6 protein-coding genes are annotated in these 17,793 nt (G+C 64.4%); 3 read left to right on the plus strand and 3 right to left on the minus strand.

Annotation, left to right across the window (positions count from 1 at the left end; genetic code table 11):
• Window positions 1–19: 19 nt before the first annotated feature.
• Window positions 20–1,453 (plus strand): CBS domain-containing protein, encoded by a 1,434-nt coding sequence (locus tag ABH928_RS06855; RefSeq protein WP_370063174.1) that lies wholly within the window; start codon window positions 20–22, stop codon window positions 1,451–1,453.
• Between the two features lie 38 nt (window positions 1,454–1,491).
• Here ABH928_RS06855 and ABH928_RS06860 read toward each other — a convergent pair whose 3' ends face one another.
• From ABH928_RS06860 to ABH928_RS06870, 3 genes are all read right to left on the minus strand, one after another.
• Window positions 1,492–2,559, minus strand: a complete 1,068-nt coding sequence (locus tag ABH928_RS06860; RefSeq protein ID WP_370063176.1) for a hypothetical protein — start codon at window positions 2,557–2,559, stop codon at window positions 1,492–1,494.
• Window positions 2,560–3,401: 842 nt separating this feature from the next.
• A complete protein-coding gene (locus ABH928_RS06865) occupies window positions 3,402–3,548 on the minus strand; it encodes a hypothetical protein (protein ID WP_370063178.1) in 147 nt (48 codons plus the stop codon).
• 308 nt (window positions 3,549–3,856) lie between these two features.
• The gene (locus ABH928_RS06870) at window positions 3,857–8,641 is read right to left on the minus strand and encodes a hypothetical protein (RefSeq protein WP_370063180.1); all 4,785 of its coding nucleotides are present in this window, start codon (window positions 8,639–8,641) and stop codon (window positions 3,857–3,859) included.
• Between the two features lie 497 nt (window positions 8,642–9,138).
• Here ABH928_RS06870 and ABH928_RS06875 point away from each other — a divergent pair, with 497 nt between their 5' ends.
• Window positions 9,139–15,897 (plus strand): RHS repeat-associated core domain-containing protein, encoded by a 6,759-nt coding sequence (locus ABH928_RS06875; protein ID WP_370063782.1) that lies wholly within the window; start codon window positions 9,139–9,141, stop codon window positions 15,895–15,897.
• A 272-nt stretch (window positions 15,898–16,169) separates the two neighbouring features.
• Window positions 16,170–17,123, plus strand: a complete 954-nt coding sequence (locus tag ABH928_RS06880) for a WD40 repeat domain-containing protein (RefSeq protein WP_370063182.1) — start codon at window positions 16,170–16,172, stop codon at window positions 17,121–17,123.
• The last annotated feature ends 670 nt before the right edge of the window (window positions 17,124–17,793 follow it).

Here is a 17,793-nt window from a genome sequence, read left to right on the forward strand (position 1 = left end):
CATGGAGGATCAGGGCGACGTGACCGACGTATACTCCGAAGACGACTTCGAGTCCGGCTCCATGGTGGGCTACACCATCGGGCGAGCCAGCTACTCGTACGAAGGACGTCGGGTCACCGTCGCGGATCTTGTTGAGACCGGCCTGCTCGAACCAGGAACGACACTGAAGTTCGAGCGGGTCAGGATCGGTACCAGTCACACAGCCGTGGTCACACCCGACGGCCGACTGGAGCTTCCAGGAGGCAGGCTGTTCAGGTCCCCGTCGCGTGCAGCAGCGGCAGCGGTTGGTGGTGGCACGTTCGACGGATGGCATGCCTGGTGCCTGCCTGGCGGCACTGTGTTGGACACTTTGCGACAGAGGCTCCTTGACACAGCAGCTGACTCTGCCGCGCCCAGCGAGGGCGATTCCTCCGGCTCGGTCCCGCTTCGGCGCCATGAGCGACTCAAGCAGGCGAGGGAGGCGGCGGAAGCTGGCCACCCGATGTCGCTCACAGTCCGCGAGCTTTTGGGGTGGTGGGATGCCCAGCGGCGCGGCTACCTGATCAGCCAACAGATTGTCGCCGAGCTGGCCAATCACAGTCTCACCACCGCTCCTGACTTCGATGCTGTGCACATCGACACGAGCGTGCAGCTCGTCACCATCGAACAGGAGGACGAGATCCTTGAAGAGACGCTCTCGACCAACTCCATATCGGAACCGGCCGAACCCATATCGGACGACGACGACATCGAGCCGGTGACCAGCTTGGTTGTAGGCAACCTTCGTTCGGCGTTCAGCACCGTCGTCTCAGTCACCTCGGCGTCGTCCTTCGAAGAGGCCATCACCAAGATGTCCATGGACGACTACTCGCAGCTTCCAGTGATGGACGGCGTGCGGACCGTCAAGGGCGCGGTCACCTGGAAGTCGATTGCCAAGGCACGACATGCTGACCCTGCGGCGCCCTTCTCGGACGCGATCATCCCTGCAGACGAGGTCCCCTACGACCGGCACCTGATCGACGTCCTGCCGCTACTGGCCAAGTCAGGCTTCGTGATCGTCCGGGATCCGACCAACAAGGTCTCCGGGATCGTGACTGCGATCGACGTGGCAATCGAGTACGGAGCGATGGCGACGCCGTTCTTCCTCGTCGGCGAGTTCGATCGGCTGCTCCGCAGCATCATCGTCAAGAACTTCACTCTGGATCACGTCAAGTCTCTGTGCGAGGAAGGCCAAGCGGCGAGGATCGGCTCCTTTGACGATCTGTCCATCGGTCACTACCAGAGCGTCTTCAGGAATGCGGATGCCTGGAGCAAGCTCGGATGGCCATTGGACCGGAAGGCGTTCGTCGAGCGGATCGACGCCATACGGAAGATCCGGAACGATCTCATGCACTTCAATCCCGATCCGCTGCAAGAAGACGCCGTCCAGCGGATCCGACACATGAACAGCCTTCTCCGCGAATACGGAGGGTGACCGACTCCACCAGCACGCTGGTGGGAACCTTCCATCGATTAGCCGATGGCGGCGTAGGCGTGGATGGAGTTGTCCGTGCCGGCGGGGTCCAAGGCAAGGGCGACGTTGCTGTCGACGAGGCTGGGGGCTACACCGGGGGTGTCGTTTCGGTCCTTGCCCGTCTTGGCGTCAAGGACGACCGGTCCGTTGGGAGTGGTGCCGTAGATCAGGCCGTGCCAGACGTCGGTCACGGTGGGGGCGATGCGGTTGGTCGCGGCGTCCGGGAGCTGCCACAGGGTCGCGCCGGTCGTGGGGTTGATGGCGAGGACGGTCGAGCTGCCGCTGCAGACGGTGGTGTCGATGTCGTCGAAGGTGCAGGTCGTTGTGTCTGTCCCATCACTGCTCCAGGTCTGGACGGTGGCCCCGGTTGTCGCATTGAGCAGTTTGAAGAAGCTGTCGCCGCTGTTGTAGTCGTTGGCGGCGATCGCGACCAGGGTCGGACTGGCGGTGGAGGCCTGTAGGCCGTAGACGTCGAGCGCGCTCCAGCTCTGGTGGCCGGTGCTGATGTTGAGCGCGGTGACCTGCTGGCGGGTGTAGGAGCTGGAGGCGGATGCTCCGCCACTGCCGATCACGTTGCCGGCAGCGAGCGTCATGGCCATGAAGTTGTCCTGCTGCCAGACCAGTTTGCGCGCGGAGAGGTCGAAGGCATAGACGGATGAGTGGTCCTCGGTGGTCACACTGATGACGGCGATGGTGCCGTCAACTCCGAGCAGTGTGACGGCCAGGCCCATCCCCGACTCACCCCAGGCCGACCCCGGGATGTCGGGAAAGGTCGCAGTCCATGCTTGCTGGTTGAGCGTTGTGTCGACCGCGACGATCTGGACGGCGTCATATCCGGATGATGTTCCGTGGCCGGGGACCGATACGGCGAACGGTGTGATCGCCAAGGTCTTGCCGTCCACGACCGTGAGGCCTGGGGCTTGGATCGGACTCTCGTTCACGCCGGTGTCGTTGGAGACGGTGGAGGCGTAGCTGGGTGCCACGGTGAGGAGCCCGCGACCGCTGCGCGTGTCGACGACCTGCATGCTGTCGGCTGCGGCGATGTAGGCGGTTGTCCCCTTGAGCACTACGGGGAGTGAGCCGACGACCTTACCGCCGAGCGTGACCTTCCCGTCCGAGACAGCGTCGGGTAGGTGGACCCCGGTCGTGCTGAACCGGGTTGGCGGATCGAAGCTCTTCAGGGTCGGCGTGGGGGAGGGGGCGGCAGCGTCCTCACTGGCCGATGGGGAGCTGCCGGGAGCGCAGCTTGTCAGTGCTCCGAGCAAGGCGAAGGAGACGAAGAGGAACGTAGCCCTCGTCAGATCACGTTGCACGCAAGCCCCTTGTGTCGGTTCGTCCCACCCCAAGCGTGATCCAGCGTATCGCTCCGCTGACGCCGGGCGACTCGGAGTAGTGGGTTTGGCGGGGTACGGGATGAGCAATAGTCAAGAGTTGTGGGTGGGGCCCTCCAACGGTGGTTGGGGTGGCGGAGGAACGGCTCGATCAGCGGCTGGGCCGCGGGTCGTGGGTGGCGCCGAGGATGTAGAGGCGTCTTCGAGGAGCTCGCGCTCCACGGGCGGTCGCCAAGCGGGATTTTCTGGCTGGCCACGACCGACGGGCGATCTACGAGCGCATCGCCAAGGTCGGTGGCGTCGTGAGCGGAGCCGCCCGCCGCTCGCCAATGGCTCCCGCCGGAACACGCCCGCCTAGGCACTTGCATGGCGTACCGCCAGGAACAGCCCGTACCGTGCCGCGCCCGTCCCCGGCCGCGCTGGACGGGAACGGGCGCTTGCGGGCGTCGGGTCAGCGCCGCAGGGCTTTCCACGCGTGCCAGCAGCGGGCGCCTGCCCACAACAGCGTGCCCAGGGGGCCAGTGCGATCAGTGTCCCTCTGTCTCCCGGCGCAGCCTGCCGCCACTCGCGTGCGCCCGTCACCGCTGTGCCAGGACCCAGGCGGTGAGTAGGATCTGCGAAGTGTGGTTGTCCGGCCATACGCCGCTCAGCACGGCCAGCGCGATGATGCCGCCACCTCGGCGGGGCTGGGGGGTCTGGCCGGGGCCGTCGGGGCTGATCACCACGGTGGGTTGCCCTCCCTTCTGTGAGGCTGTGGATTGGGAAGGATCCCTGGAACGCCAGGTGACCGTCGGCGTCATCGCCGATGCGACAGAGGAGTTCGTCGAGTTCGACCATCTGCCCGCCGTCCTTGCTGGACAGGCCCGCGTCGGAGATGACCGCGAGAGACTTCAGTCCCGCTCGAGTCGGGGCCGTTGGCCCCCTACGGTGCGGGTGAGGTGACGGGATGGGGAGGGCCGCGACGCCTGCTTGGACGGCACGGCACTCTCCCTTCCCGCCCTATCGATTCCGTCCGGTTCCGCTTATGGGTTTGTTAGTTGGGGTTGACGCCTACCATGCAGTTGCTGCCGGCCGAGTTGACCGTGGTGACATCGTTCTCGTAGGCGTTGGCCAGATCGACGTAGTACTGGTTGTCGGGGCTTGTCCCCGAAAGGTCGGCGGCTTTGACGGTGTTGCTGGTGGCGTCGGTGGCGCTGCCGTCGCTGGACACAGCGGAGGCGAAGTCGATGACGCCGTCCGCACCGAGGTTGGAGCCGGGTGCGGCACTGCCGCAGACCGCGGAGGTCGTCAAGCTAAGCAGGTCGGTGTTGATCTGTTCGCGGGCCTGCTCCCGGATTCCGGTCAGTGGTGTGGCTGACGGGGGGATGGTTGCGATGTAGACGGTGATTGCCTGCTGCGTCGCTGGTGAACTCGGGTTCTCGCTGTCGTCGTTGTAGTAGGCGCTGATCTCCGAGGCGAGTTGGGAGAGCTTGGCCTCCACACTGTCGGCACAGGCGGCGTACGTCTGGGTGGTGGGACAGGCGAGCAAGTCGCTGGTGCCGGTGGAGATCAGGACGGTTCGGACGTTCGCCTGTTCCAGTACAGCTCGGTCCACCGGGCCGAACGCGTTGGTGGGACTGGGGGCGTTGGCTCCTGGGAGCAGGTTGTTGCCAGCGCTCGAGCTGTTGGTGCCACCGTTGAGGATGCCGTAGTCGACCTGCCCGTCACCGGTGCTGCTAGCGACCATGGCGCGGGCGATGTCGTCGCTGAGGTGGCTCTGCCCGTCACTGGCTGCGGTGTCGGAGTTCACGGTCTGGTCCCCGTAGAGGACAAGCGCTCCGACTCCACTGGCGGCGGTGGAGACGTCGATTCCGCTCAGGTAGGGCACTCCGGTGACGGAGGTAGCGGTGTACGAGCTTCCTGAGTTCAGTGTGACGTCGCCGCTGCCGGCCGCGCTGATGTAGAGAGGTGACTGGGAGGCTGCGTGACCCGCCATCTGGGACATGTTGCCGTTGATGTCGAGGCTGACCAGCGCCGTGGACTGTGAGGCCACGGCGAGGGTGACCGGGTCACTGACGGCGTCAGTACCGGCGTCGAGCGTGACGCTCGCGCTGCCACCGAAGGTGAGGGGCATGATCGTGCCGGTGGTGTTGGCGCCGCCTGCTGTGGGGTCCTGCAATGCGATGCTGGCCGTGTTGATGGTGACTGGACCGGTGCCGTCCGCGTTGGAGAGGCGGATCCGTACGAGATTGCCGGTGTCGGTCCCGATGCTGAGGTGCGCGGGGATGCGCAGCGTTTGGTCGCTCACGGTAACGCTCGCCCCGGATGAGGTGGTGACTGCCGGGGTGTCGTTGACGGCCTCCCAGGTGCCGGTGAAGTGTGTGGTGAGGTTCCCGCCGCTGTCCCAGGTGCTGGAAGTCGGGCGGATGCCCATTCCCAGGATGTGGATGGAGTTGATGTCTCCCTCGACACCGTCGGACCACGTCGGCAGGCTGATGCTGGTGACGGGGACTCCAGGGCAGGCCAGCGGAATGCTGATGGCGTAGATGTGTTCTGGGGTGTTGCTCTCGGAGTTGTTGCTGGCGGCATTGCGGTGGGGCAGCGTGATCAGGGCTTGGCTCGCAGGACCGGTCGCCCAGTCCGGGACGGTGTCCAGGGTGTAGCCCTGGCTGCTCGCACAGCTCTTGTCGGCTTGGTAGAAGATGTTGCCGGTGGCCTGGGGTGCCATGCCGTCCGTCGCGAACGCGAGGAAGACGAGCGCGTCGCCAGTGTTGACGACACCCGTGGTGGGTACGGAAACAGTCTGCCCGGAGGCGAGCATGTTGTCGTACTTGCCGGTGCCGAGGTTGGGCAAGGTGATCGAGGCGCCGTCCACGGTGATGTTGCCGCTGGTGCCGCTGCCGTAGGGGCTGCTCACCCCGCTGTTTGTGGGCCAACCGGTCACGGCCAGGTCTGGCTCGTTGAAGCTGTAGCCGTACCCGTCCGCGTCGGCGGTAGTCACCTTTGCCGGGCTGGCGGTGTAGGTGCTGAACGCGGTGTTGTTGCGGCACCCGGAGGTGTCGCTGATGGTGCAGGTCAGCTCGGGCGCGAGCCGAAGTACGTCGATGCCGGCTTGGTAGCCGGTCGAGCCGGCGTCCTTCCCGGTGAGGGTCACCGTCAGGGTGTGGGCGCCCTGGGTGAGGATGATCGGGTTGTCACTGGCGTCCTCGGGGAAGCCGAAGTCCTCGTACTGGGTGGTGACGAAGGGGCTGTAGGCGTCGAAGGGTGTGGGGGTCAGCAGCGCTGGGTTGGTGCCGCCTGCGTCAAGTGTGAGGTTGTAGTCGCCGTAGTCGGTGGCTTTGGTCAGGTTGGCACCGATGTCCCAGGAGCCGGTGGCCGGGATGTCGAAGGAGAAGACAGCCGTGTCCCCGGAGGCGACCGTGGTCTTGGCCGTGTTGTTGTTGGCCAGCATGCCCTGCGCGCCGTCGGCCCAGGTGACGCCGGCGACAGAATTCTGAGTGATCAGGTGGCCACCCGTGCTTGTGGTGGTCGCGGCCGGGACTGTCGTGATGGTGTTGTCGTTGTTGGTCGCGGTGAACCCGTTGATCATCTTGTCGCCGTACGCGTACACCGGTGCCGAGGTCCCGGCGTAGAAGAGGTACGAAGCCTCGGCGGAGGTGGTGCCGGCGTTGTTCACGGCCTTGACGTACAGGGTGTTCGGGCCGTCGTTAGGCACCTTGATGGGGACCGTCGCAATGCCGTTGCTGACTCCAGTCCCGGTGCCGTTGGCGTTGTCGGCGGACGCGAAGTAGGTGGTGTTCGCAGCGATCGCGGTCGCACTGGTGAGCTTCGGGACGCTGGTGGTGTAGGCAGTGTTCGAAAGGTCACCGCCGAGCGAGAACATGTAGCCCACGACGGTGTTGGAACGGTCGTTGTTGAAGGTGAACGACCCGCTCGTGCCGTAGCTGGCCCCGATCTGGCCGGCCGGAAACTGAGGTGAGGAAACGGTGGGCGGTGTCGGCGAGGAGGTGTTGATCGTGAACTTCTGGGTTGGCGTCCAGATGCCCGCACCCGTACCCACCCAGAGCCCCGAGGCGTTCTCGGCCGTGGCCTTCCACGTGTAGGTACCGTCTGGCAGCGACGAGGTGGTGTATGGACTGCCGTGGGCGTTGTAGCCGCTGGACGGGCCCAGCCCCGCAGCGACCTGAGTGCCAGCGGAGTTGTACACGTGGTAGTCCATCCGGAGCAGGTCCGGGTCGCCGGCGTGTTCGAAGGCAGTCGCGGACAGCGTCGGGGTATGGGTCCAGGTGACGGTCTGGCCGAAGTCGGCTGCCACCGGGGTCAGCTTGGGGACACCGGTCCCGCTGGTGAGCTGAGGCGGGAAGCTATAGGTGATCGACAGGGTGGCGCCGCCCCCGTAGCCGAGTTCCTTCCACTGGGTGGCGTCGTTCATGTTCACCGACTCCACCATCAGCGTCATGCTGCTCCAGTCGCCCCTCGCGGCAGACTGAACGCGCGAGGTGACGTTGAAGCTGAGGTCGGGCGGGCTGACATAGGAGCCGGTGCCGTTCGTCACTGGGCAGACGCCGGCTTCTTCACTTGTGGGGGGCGTACCCAACTCGCCTGTTTGAACGGTTGGTTCATGACCCCAGTACAGAGAGCCGGAGTTCCAGCCGCCGGGGTAGGTGGTCCCGTACACAGTCGCTGGGGTGAGGGAGCAGGAGGCCGCTGACAGTTGCACGACCGACAGGGTCGCGCCGGTGATGGTGGCGCTGTCGATGAAGCTGGTGTTCATCTGGTAGTAGGTGCGGGCGCGTTCGCCGTTGCCGGGGCTGTTGTTGTCCCAGCCCTCGCGGGCGTTGGCGTCCCCACTGTTCGAGGTCGAGTTGTAGACGTTGTCTCCATTGTCGGAAATGCGGGCCCAGTCCAGCTGAGACGGGTGCCCGGTCCATTCCGGGTCGACGAAGACGGGGTACTTCGTGGATTTGGCGGAAAGCAGTGCCTTGTTGAGAGTGAGGAACTGGCGTCCCTTCTGGAGCGTCACTCCGAGCTTCGCCTGGTGGGCGCCGACCCGCTGGCCGGATTGGAGTTCCGACTTCGCCGCGGTGACGCGCGCGGTGCCGGTCAGCTGGGCAAGGTCTGCCGAGGCTCCGACTCCACTGATGGCGCCAGAGGCCGGGATTGCTGGGGTGGAGGGTGCCGCCCCGGTGTTACTGCTGTCCCACATGAGGGCGGTGTCGCTGTGGAAGACGACCTGCTTGGTCGCGCTGTCCACGGCCTCGGTGCCGCCGTCGGGGGTGGTGCTGAGGGTGACGTTCTTGGTGGTGGTGCCCAGGGACAGATCCTTGAGTTGCGGATCGTCGGCCGCAGCCGGGGCTTTGAGGATCAGGATGGAGCTGTAGCCGGAGGCGTTGGCCGTCAGCTGCAGGTCCACATGCGGGAAGACGTCGGGATAGATGGCTGTACTCCCGGTGATCACCGGGGTGGGCAGGGCTGTGGGCCAGGTGAAGCTGAGGGTGTCCGCACCGGCGCCCAAAGTGGCCATCGTGTTCGTGCCACCCGGGGAGAAACTCACGGTAGTGGCCGTTGCAGCTGGCGCGAGCAGACCGTTCTTCTCGCTCAGGGTGGTGTTGATCGGTACCCAGGCGCTGTTCTGCTCTACCCGTTGGGGCATCGACGACAGGGTGCGGGTCAGCGTGCCATCCGGGTTCGCCTGCACCAGGGTGCCGGTGTTGGTCAGCGAGTTGATGGTCACCGGCTTGCCGGTGGTGGCGGCCTGCCGCAACGCTTGTGATGCCGGATCGCTGGCGTTGTCGTCGTGCGCCGCCTGGTCGAGGACGCTGCGAGAGGTGTGTCCCATCGGCGCGTGCTTGGCAGGCGTGCCCGTTGCCGAGGCCGATGCGGAGGGGACAGTTGAGCTCTGGGGTGCCAGCGCCGCCGCCTGCGCGGGTGCTGACTGGATCAGAGCGGCGGTGGCCGCAAGCGCGGCGACAGCCGCGGCTCCTGGTCTCAGCGCTCGAAGCTTTGTGGTCATCGCGGTGGAATGCGCCCTTTCAGTGGATTCGCAGTCCCCAATTTGGGTTCCGCGCCGCCACGCATTGTGGGCGGAGCAAGTCGTGGCGGTCCATGGAGGGTCGCAGTGGTACTGAGCGCGATTTGCCGAATTCTGATGTGTTGTCGTGACATGCGCATCGTCAGCAAGGCTTCGTATGCGGCGATTTGACGTTCTCTTTGCTTTCCGAAGCAACTGCTGGGCCCTACGGTGATCATCGGCAAGCGCCGTGGATCACCATGGCGCGGCTGGAGTGCGCCCGTATGCCCTCTGGGGCCGGGTGCGTATCGGGAGGGGTGCGCACCATGGTGCGAATAACGGGCTGGGGTCGAAAGAGAACCGGGACGCGGTGGGCCCTGCGCGGACCCGCGCTGGCGGCCGTCGGCGCGCTGGCATTGACCGCGCTGGCTCCATCGGGCACTGCGGTTGCGACCACGGTCGACAAGCCACACTTCGCGGCACCGGCTGCGCCCAAGGACAAGACCATCCCGTTCACCCATGCCACCCCCAGGGCAACTCCCAAGCCCAACCCTCCAAAGGAGTTCAGCCCCACTGGCCACACGTCGCTCCCGGCTGCCGGCAGCGCCAACGTCACCCTGGCGCCGCCCGTCGCGGCGGATGCCTCGTCGGTGAGAGGTTCCGCCCCCGCCAAGGCGCCGACCGCCGAGACGGCTGCAAGCGGTCATCAAGCCGGGAACCTCCCGGTCTGGCTGACCCCGGTGAAGTCCGGCGCCGCCGGCCAGGTGAAAGTCTCGGTCACCAGTCAGGCCGCAGCCACCGCAGTCGGAGTACACGGACTCTTGATGACCCTTCACACACAGGGCACCGGTGGAACGGTGGGGGTCAGAGTCGACCCCTCGTCGTTCGAGTTCGCCTACGGCGGTGACTACGCCTCGAGGCTGCACCTCGTTGAGCTCCCGGCATGTGCACTGACCGCACCCTCTGTGGCCGCCTGTCAGAAGCAGACCCCGCTGGAATCCACTGCCCCCGGCCAACTGTCGACCCAGGTCACCCTCCCCACCTCCGCAGTCGGTTCCACCCCGGTAGCTAAGACTGGGGCCGTGTCCTCGGCACCGATGCCATCGGGCGCCACAGCGACCGCGTCGCCGCTGGTGGTTGTGGCGGCCACCTCCGGGGTCTCCGGCTCATCGGGCACTTACAGTGCCACCAGCCTCTCCCCGGGTGGCACCTGGTCTGAGTCGGGCAACACAGGCGGGTTCACGTACTCCTACCCGATCCAGGCACCGCCAGCAGTCGGTGGCCTTGCCCCGCAGGTGAACCTGTCCTACAGCTCGTCCTCACAGGACGCGCGGACCGAGGGGACGAATGACCAGTCCTCCTGGATCGGTGACGGCTGGGACTCTAACAGCAACTATGTGGAACGGACCTACGAGTCCTGTTCGGACAACTCGACGGCCGGAGCGCCGACGGGTGACGGTGATGAGTGCTGGGACGGACAACAGCTGACACTGTCACTCAACGGAACCTCGACGCCGATCGTCGACGACGACGGGACATTCAGGTTGGCCCAGGACTCGGCCACCACCAAGGTCGAGATGCTGACCGGCGCCAGCAACGGTACAGCGGACGGCGAGTACTTCAAGGTCACAGAGGACGGGATCCAGTACTTCTTCGGCCTGAACCACCTGCCAGGGTGGGCGTCAGGTGACGCCGCAACGCAGTCGGCGTGGACGGTGCCGGTGTACGAGGCCCACTCGGGCGTCTCTGCATGCCCCTCCTCCGCCACCTTCGGGTCGACCTCGTGCGTCCTACCGTGGCGACTCAACCTGGACTACGTGGTCGACACCCATGGCAACGCGATGGCGTACTACTACACCCCGGAGACCAACTACTACGGCGCCGACATGGCCAACACCGGCGTGGCGTACACACGCGGCGGAACCCTGTCGCGGATCGACTACGGCATGACCTCCTCGACCATCTACTCCGCCACAGCGCCGGAGCAGATCGTCTACGCCACCGCAGAGCGCTGCATCCCTGGCCAACCCACGTCCACGGACACCTGCGCAGACTCGCAGTTCACCGTGGCCAACGCAGCCGCCTGGCCCGACGTCCCCGTCGACCTGAACTGCGCCTCGGGCGCGTCCTGCACCAACCACGGACCCTCGTTCTGGTCCCGCAGAATGCTGACCCAGATCACCACACAGATCCAGTCCGGAGGGGCAACCCACCAGGTCGACCAGTACACCCTTAGTCAGTCCTTCCCCACCAACGGCGACAACGCCCCAACCCTGTGGTTGGACAGCATCACGCACCAAGGCCTGGACACCCTTGGGGGCACTGCCGCTGCCTCCCCGAAGCTGACCGTTACTTTCAGCCCGGACCAACTGCCAAACCGTGTTGGCACCATCCCGGGAATGCCGTCCATGTACCACAACCGCATCGGGACCATCGTCAGCGAGACCGGCGCACAGACCACGATCACCTACAACACCCCGGACTGCTCCAGCGCCCCTGCATCCGACCCCAACGATCCGACAGACGCTGCCGCGCAGAGCTTCGCGTCGACGAATACTCTCTCCTGCTTCCCGGTGTACTGGACCCCAACCGGGCAGCCGGCACCGATGATGGACTGGTTCTATCTACACACCGTGGCATCGGTGACCAGCGCCGACTTGAACAACAGGTACGCAGACGGGACCTTCCCCGAGACGGTCACTGCGTACTCGTACAAGACCCCGGCATGGCACTACGACGACAACCCGGTCGTCAAGGCCAAGTACCGCACCTGGGGCCAGTTCCGCGGATACGCAGAGGTCGACACCACGACCGGTGACCCGACGGTGTTCCACATGAACGGGTCTGAGAAGGTCTACGACCAGCAGACCCTGACCAAGGCGTACTACTTCCAGGGCATGAACGGCGACACTCTGCCTGGCGGCAAGACTCGCAGTGTGCCGAATCTGACAAGCCAGGACGGGAGCATCAGTGTTACCGACAGTAACGCCCTGAATGGGCAGCTGTTCGAGACCGACACCTATACCAACGCCACCAGCAACACGGTGAACAAGGCCGTTGTCATTGTGCCGATGATCATCGGCCCAACCGCCTCGCAGTCGCTGTCCGGCTTGCCGGACTTGACCGCGAACATGGTCCGTACCGCGAAGACCGTCACCCGTCAGGCCGTCTCCTACGGCTGGCGTGTCACCGAGACCGACACCTTCTACAACACCACGCTCGGCCAGAACACCACCGGCATGGTCGTGCAGAGCGATGACCGTGGCGAGATCAGCAACATCCCCAACTGCACATTCATCAGCTATCTCAGCAACCCCACGGCGGTGCTAGCGCTGACCGCCGAGACAGTCGTCACAGACCAGGACTGCAGCACAGCTGGAGCTACGGCGAGCGGCAGTCTGGTCTCGGACACTCGCACGTCCTACGACGGCAACGCCTTCGCCACCGATGCAACGTGTGGCACGACGTGCACCCTGCCCACGGTCGGCAACGCGACTGAGGTACAGAAGGCATCCGCCTCGAGCGGTGCGACGACGACTGCGTTCGTCACGGAGTCCAATACTTCCTACGACTCCTACGGAAGGGTCGTCTCAACCACTCGGACTCCCGATTCGAAGGCACCGAACCAGACGAGCCTCGCCCAGACAACCCAGACCCTGTATACCCCCGCCTCCGGGGGCCTGCCGACCAGTGTGGCGATCGACGTCCAGGCCGCACCGGGCACCGCCTGTCCGGCACTGACCACGACCACCACGTCGACCGCGGCCTGTCAGGTGAGCAGTGCGACAGTGGACCCGGCCCGAGCCCAGCCGGTGGCGAAGGTGAGCGCGGCTGGGTTGAAGACAACACTTGTCTACGACGGTCTTGGCCGACTGACTTCAGTCTGGGAACCGGACGAGAGCCAGTCGGCAGCTGCCCCCGCGAACCTGACCTACAGCTACACGGTCTCTCAGACCGGCCCCACCGTGACGGCGACCAACACGCTGCTGGACAACGGGACATACGGGACGAGTGAGACACTCTACGACGCGCTTGAAAAGCCGATCCAGACACAGACCACCGCGGAAAACGGCTACATCCTGGTCTCCGACACCCAGTACGACTCGCACGGCTGGACGGTCTCGACCGACAACTCCTACGACGTCGAGACCACCCCGAGCAACACCCTCGTGTCAGTGTCTGCATTGTCGATGCCGGATACCACGGTTACCGACCATGACGGTCTCGGCCGAGCGACCGAGGTGACCGAGGAGCACGACAGCGTTCCCACGTGGTCCACCCGGACCGTCTACACCGGTGACGCCACCACAGTCCTGCCCACAGTCCCTTACGTGAACGGTGTACTGAGCGCCACCCAGCCCATGGGTTCGGTCGCCACCACGACCAAGACCAACGCTCGGGGGCAAACCACCGAGCTAGACCAGTACACCACCTGGCCCACCATCAGCGGATCCGCCACCACGGGCTACTCCGCCACCAACGGCACTGCAAAGGCAACCGCCTACAGCTATAACGCTGCCGGCAAACAAATCGGAATGACTGGGCCGGACAACTCCAAGTGGGCCTTCGGCTACGACCTTCTCGGTAACGAGACCTCACAGTCCGACCCGGACACCGGTACCACCAACTTCGCCTTCGACGACGCTGGCAACCAAGTCTCCAGCACGGATGCTCGAGGCATCGAACTGGACTACACATACGACCTATTGGGCCGAAAGCTGACCGGGACCGACAAAGCAACCGGCTTCGAGTTCAGCTCTTGGTTGTACGACACGCTGCAGATCGGCCAGCTGACCTCGTCCACCAGCTATTCCCCAGGCGTGAGTGGTGGCTACACCGTGGCCACCACCGGCTACACCAACCTGGGCAAGCCGCTTGGTTCGAAGATCACCCTGCCCGCCTCCGAGGCGCCGCTCCCGACCAGTTACACCACCACCTACACCTACACAGCCAACGACCAACTCTTGGCCACCCAGTCCGACCCCAGCGCGGGCTACCTGTCCAGCGAGAAGATCAGCTACCAGCGCGACGCCCTGGGCAACCCAACCGTCACCTCCTCCAACTCCGACACCTACATCGGCGCGACCGTCTACACCAACTTCGGCCAGCCCTCCAAGGTCACGTACGGCACCACCAGTAACCCCGCCTACGCCACCTACAGCTACGACGACCAGACCCGCCAATTGACCAACGCGCTGATTTCGCGGACGCAAGCCCCCGGGCCAGCCGTTGACAACACCAACTACACCTACGACGCAGCCGGGAACCTGACCTCGGACACTGACGCCCAGTCCGAAACCGGCAACACGGTCACCGATCAGCAGTGTTACAGCTACGACGCCCTCGACCGGCTCACCACCGCCTGGACAGCCAACGGCAACTGCGCTACCGCTCCGGCCGCCGGCACTGGTGGCGACCTGGCGACCGGTACGGGCAGCTACTGGCAGGCGTACAGCTACGACGCCGTCGGAGATCGCCAGACCGAGACCGACTACAGCACCACCACCGGCACCGGGACCACCACCAACTACATCAACGGCTGCACCAGCAACTGCACCCCCACGGGGACCCAGCCGCACACACTTACATCCACCACCGGCGGCACAACCCCCACCACCTTCACCTACGACGCCGACGGCAACCTGGCCACACGTACCCCCACCACCGGCAGCGGCCAGAAGCTCACCTTCAACGACCAGGGCCAGCTGTCCGAGGTGGACAACGTCGACACGACGGGCACCACCACCGCCAAGACCAACTACGTCTACGACGCCAACGGGAACGAACTGATCCGGCGCGACCCCGGCCAGACCACGCTGTTCGCTGGTGACACCGAGATCGTCATCGACAGCGCAGTCACCCCCGCCACCTTGACCGGAGCTGTGCGCTCCTACACCAACGGCGGCACCGGTAACCCCGTAGCAATCCGCTCCTCCCTGGGCAGCACCCAGCTAGTTGACTACGAGTTCACCGATCCCCACGGCACCGCCACCCTGGAGATGGACGCCACCACCCAAAAGGTCGCCCGCCAGGAGTTCACTCCCTATGGCGCGCCCCGAGCCAACGCCAACGGCACCGCCTGGAACGACCCCACCCGAGGCTTCCTCGACAAACCCCAGGACACCAACACCGGCTACACCGACATCGGTGCACGCAAGTACGACCCCACCCTCGGTCGCTTCATCAGCGACGACCCCATCCTGGAAACCACCAGCCCTCAACAGCTCAACGGCTACAGCTACGCTGGCGGCAACCCCGCGACGGACAGTGACCCAACCGGTCTTCGGTTCTATGACCCTGAGACTGGCGCTAACGGCACGGGCGCGGAAGTCGATCAACAGAACAGGGAACATCTCCAGAGCCTCACCGAAGAATATGGTTTCGATCCGGAGACCTATCGCCTGGTGCGGGTCAATAACCCTGTCCCGATTCGCTCCCTCCTCCTCAATCCTCAGAGCGGGAATGCGCCGGAAATCGCCGCATGGGAACAGTACGAAGGTGCGATGTCGGCATTTGCGGACTACTACAACAACACCAGCGGCTGGGCCAGGGGGAACTTCACGATGGTCTTCTCGCTTGTTGACGTAAGTGATGGAACCTCCGTAGTTCCGAGAGTGGTTGGTTTTGTGAGCAAGGCGGGACTCAAGAGTGCACCTAATCTTCAGGCAGCACTAGACGAGCTGGGCATTCCGGTATACAAGGCAGATCCTTCTGTTCTGAAGGGCCATGCAGAGGGCGCCGCCGCAGCCTTCCGGGAGGACACCCAAGCTCAGATAGACGGGTTGGGTGGTGTGATCACACGGGTGCGCGCCGCCTATTCAACCGTAAAGATATGCAGTGCTGGTTGCCTGACAGCATTCAAGCATTTCGCCGGCTCGGCGGCAGACGATGTGAATGAAAAGGACAGCGGATTCATCGACGGAACGGTCATTGATGACGCTTTCCTTGATAGTCAGAGGGAACAGAATGGCCCCGGGACGGCCCCTAATGTTGTGCTCCGGTGGATGCGCAGTCAGCCGTTGGGGGCAGTCAATCCAGAGTCTGGGCTGGATGACGATCCAGGTGCAGGAGAAGGCGATCACTGATCCCAGGGCCTTGGATCTGGTAGCTCGTCGTTGAGGGCATCTGGATGGGGGCATTGTCGAAACAGTCATTGACTTGAGGTAGCAGTCATCTCCAGAACAACTCGCCCACGAGGGTTCCTAGACTTCTCGTGGGCGAGTTGACTTCGGGAGTTGTTCACGCCTAACGGTGTTCGTGGGCTGGTGTGTGAGATACAGTTCCCGTCGTGGCATCCGTGCGCGCCGCTCGCCAGATGGCGCATTGAAAAGCGCTCAAATGTACACAAAGAGGCGAAATGTCCCATTCGATCATGCCGGCTGAGGTGCGAATCAGTGGAGCCCACGACGGCCCACCTTGGCCACTGAACATCATGAACACGCCTGACGGGGAAGTCTTGCTCTACTCTGCAGGACCCGGGGAGGGGGCAAATCTCCGATGCTGGAACGCGAAGACCGGTGAACCGGTATGGCGTGCAGGTGATTTCTTTTCCAGCTACGAGTGCAATGGAATTGCCTCTCTCGTTCAGCGGGGAAGTCGAGTAGTTGTCGCGACCGCGACGGATTCCGGCGTCTTTCGATGGGAGGCGGCAAATGGAAGGCGGCTCGACACGTCCATTGACGCCCCCAATATGCATTTCTGGGGTATTTGCGGCGGCGTTTCCCGGCGTGGTCAAGCAATGCTTGTGGCGGCTGGCCACGACGGGATGGTGTATCGCCTAGATCCAGCGGACGGCCGACTTTTTGGTGCCCCTCTGAAGGGCCATGAGGGGAGTGTGATGTCGGTTGCGTTCGGAGCCCTCCCAGATGGTACTCACTTGATTGCTTCGGGTGATGATACTGGGACGGTCATGTTTTGGGAGGCGGACTCGGGATCTGCTGTGAATACGCCGGTGATTGTCGGGGGAGACGCTGTGAGGAATTTGGCATTCTGTCATGTTGGGCAGCGTGCGGCGATTGCTGCAGTAGATATTGAAGGACAAATCCATTGCAGGGACATTCTTACGAGTGAGCCCCTGGGTCCTGTGATTCAGGTTGATGCCGTCGTGACCTCGCTCGCAACACCTCAAACCTGGGGTCAGATTATTACAGCTTGTGATGATGAGGTGTTGCGTCAATGGGACCTGGCATCCGGCGAACTGGTTGACGATTCCCTGGTCGGAATTTCCGCGTCCAGCGCGCCTTTGGGTGATGGAATGAGCGTTCTAGCGGTAGGCACACTGGCGGGTGATATCTTGGTGAAGTCACGGTAGGGCATCTCAGCCTGACTGACCTCGATTTTTTAACGGTGAGCACTCGTTTTCCTGGTGGACGAGTGTGGTGTAGCCGGTGCCGATCAGGTGCTGCGCAGGCATGGCACGGGAGTCGGAGTCGGGGGCCTCGGTGGGCGCCACATTCGTGATCACGTTGACCGCGTCGTCGTTGCAGCTCTCGGTGACGTGCGTCAGGTATCCCTTCCAGCAGGTGGCGTGTCCCCGCGGCTGTAGCGGGGGGTCGCAGGGAGACACGATCGCGTTATCGGATGGCGGCAGCCCCCGTCCTCGGGAGTGCGCCAGCCGCGCTCGTCGATCCGGTATTCCCTTGAGCCGGTCCCGCACCCACATCGCCGTCTTCCCGCCCGGATTGCTCGCCCGTGCGACCTGCGCGGTCAGTGGCGGAGCGCTCACCGGGACGGGGACGGACGGACATGGAGCACCTCACAGCGTGCTGCGCCGCGACCTCGGGTCTCCGATGCCCACGCTCTGGCTAATCACCAACCGCCGCCGTGGGCGTTGCGCCCAGGGGTCTCCACCACCCGACGTCCTGGGCTCCTGCCGGGGGCGCACTGAAACAACCCCTGGGCAGTTGCGCGATCATGGCGACGTTTCCGCAGTTCAGGGGTTGAACTGCGCTGGCGTGTACATTACCAAACGTGTGCCACTG

This window comes from Streptacidiphilus sp. MAP5-3 (assembly GCF_041262505.1).
In the GTDB taxonomy this organism is placed as follows: domain Bacteria; phylum Actinomycetota; class Actinomycetes; order Streptomycetales; family Streptomycetaceae; genus Streptacidiphilus.

Excerpts from the sequence above, each read along its gene's own strand:
- ABH928_RS06870 (WP_370063180.1), bottom strand. The coding sequence starts at position 8,641 with ATGGGACACACCTCTCGCAGCGTCCTCGACCAGGCGGCGCACGACGAC.
- ABH928_RS06875 (WP_370063782.1), top strand. The coding sequence starts at position 9,139 with ATGGTGCGAATAACGGGCTGGGGTCGAAAGAGAACCGGGACGCGGTGG.
- ABH928_RS06880 (WP_370063182.1), top strand. The coding sequence starts at position 16,170 with ATGTCCCATTCGATCATGCCGGCTGAGGTGCGAATCAGTGGAGCCCAC.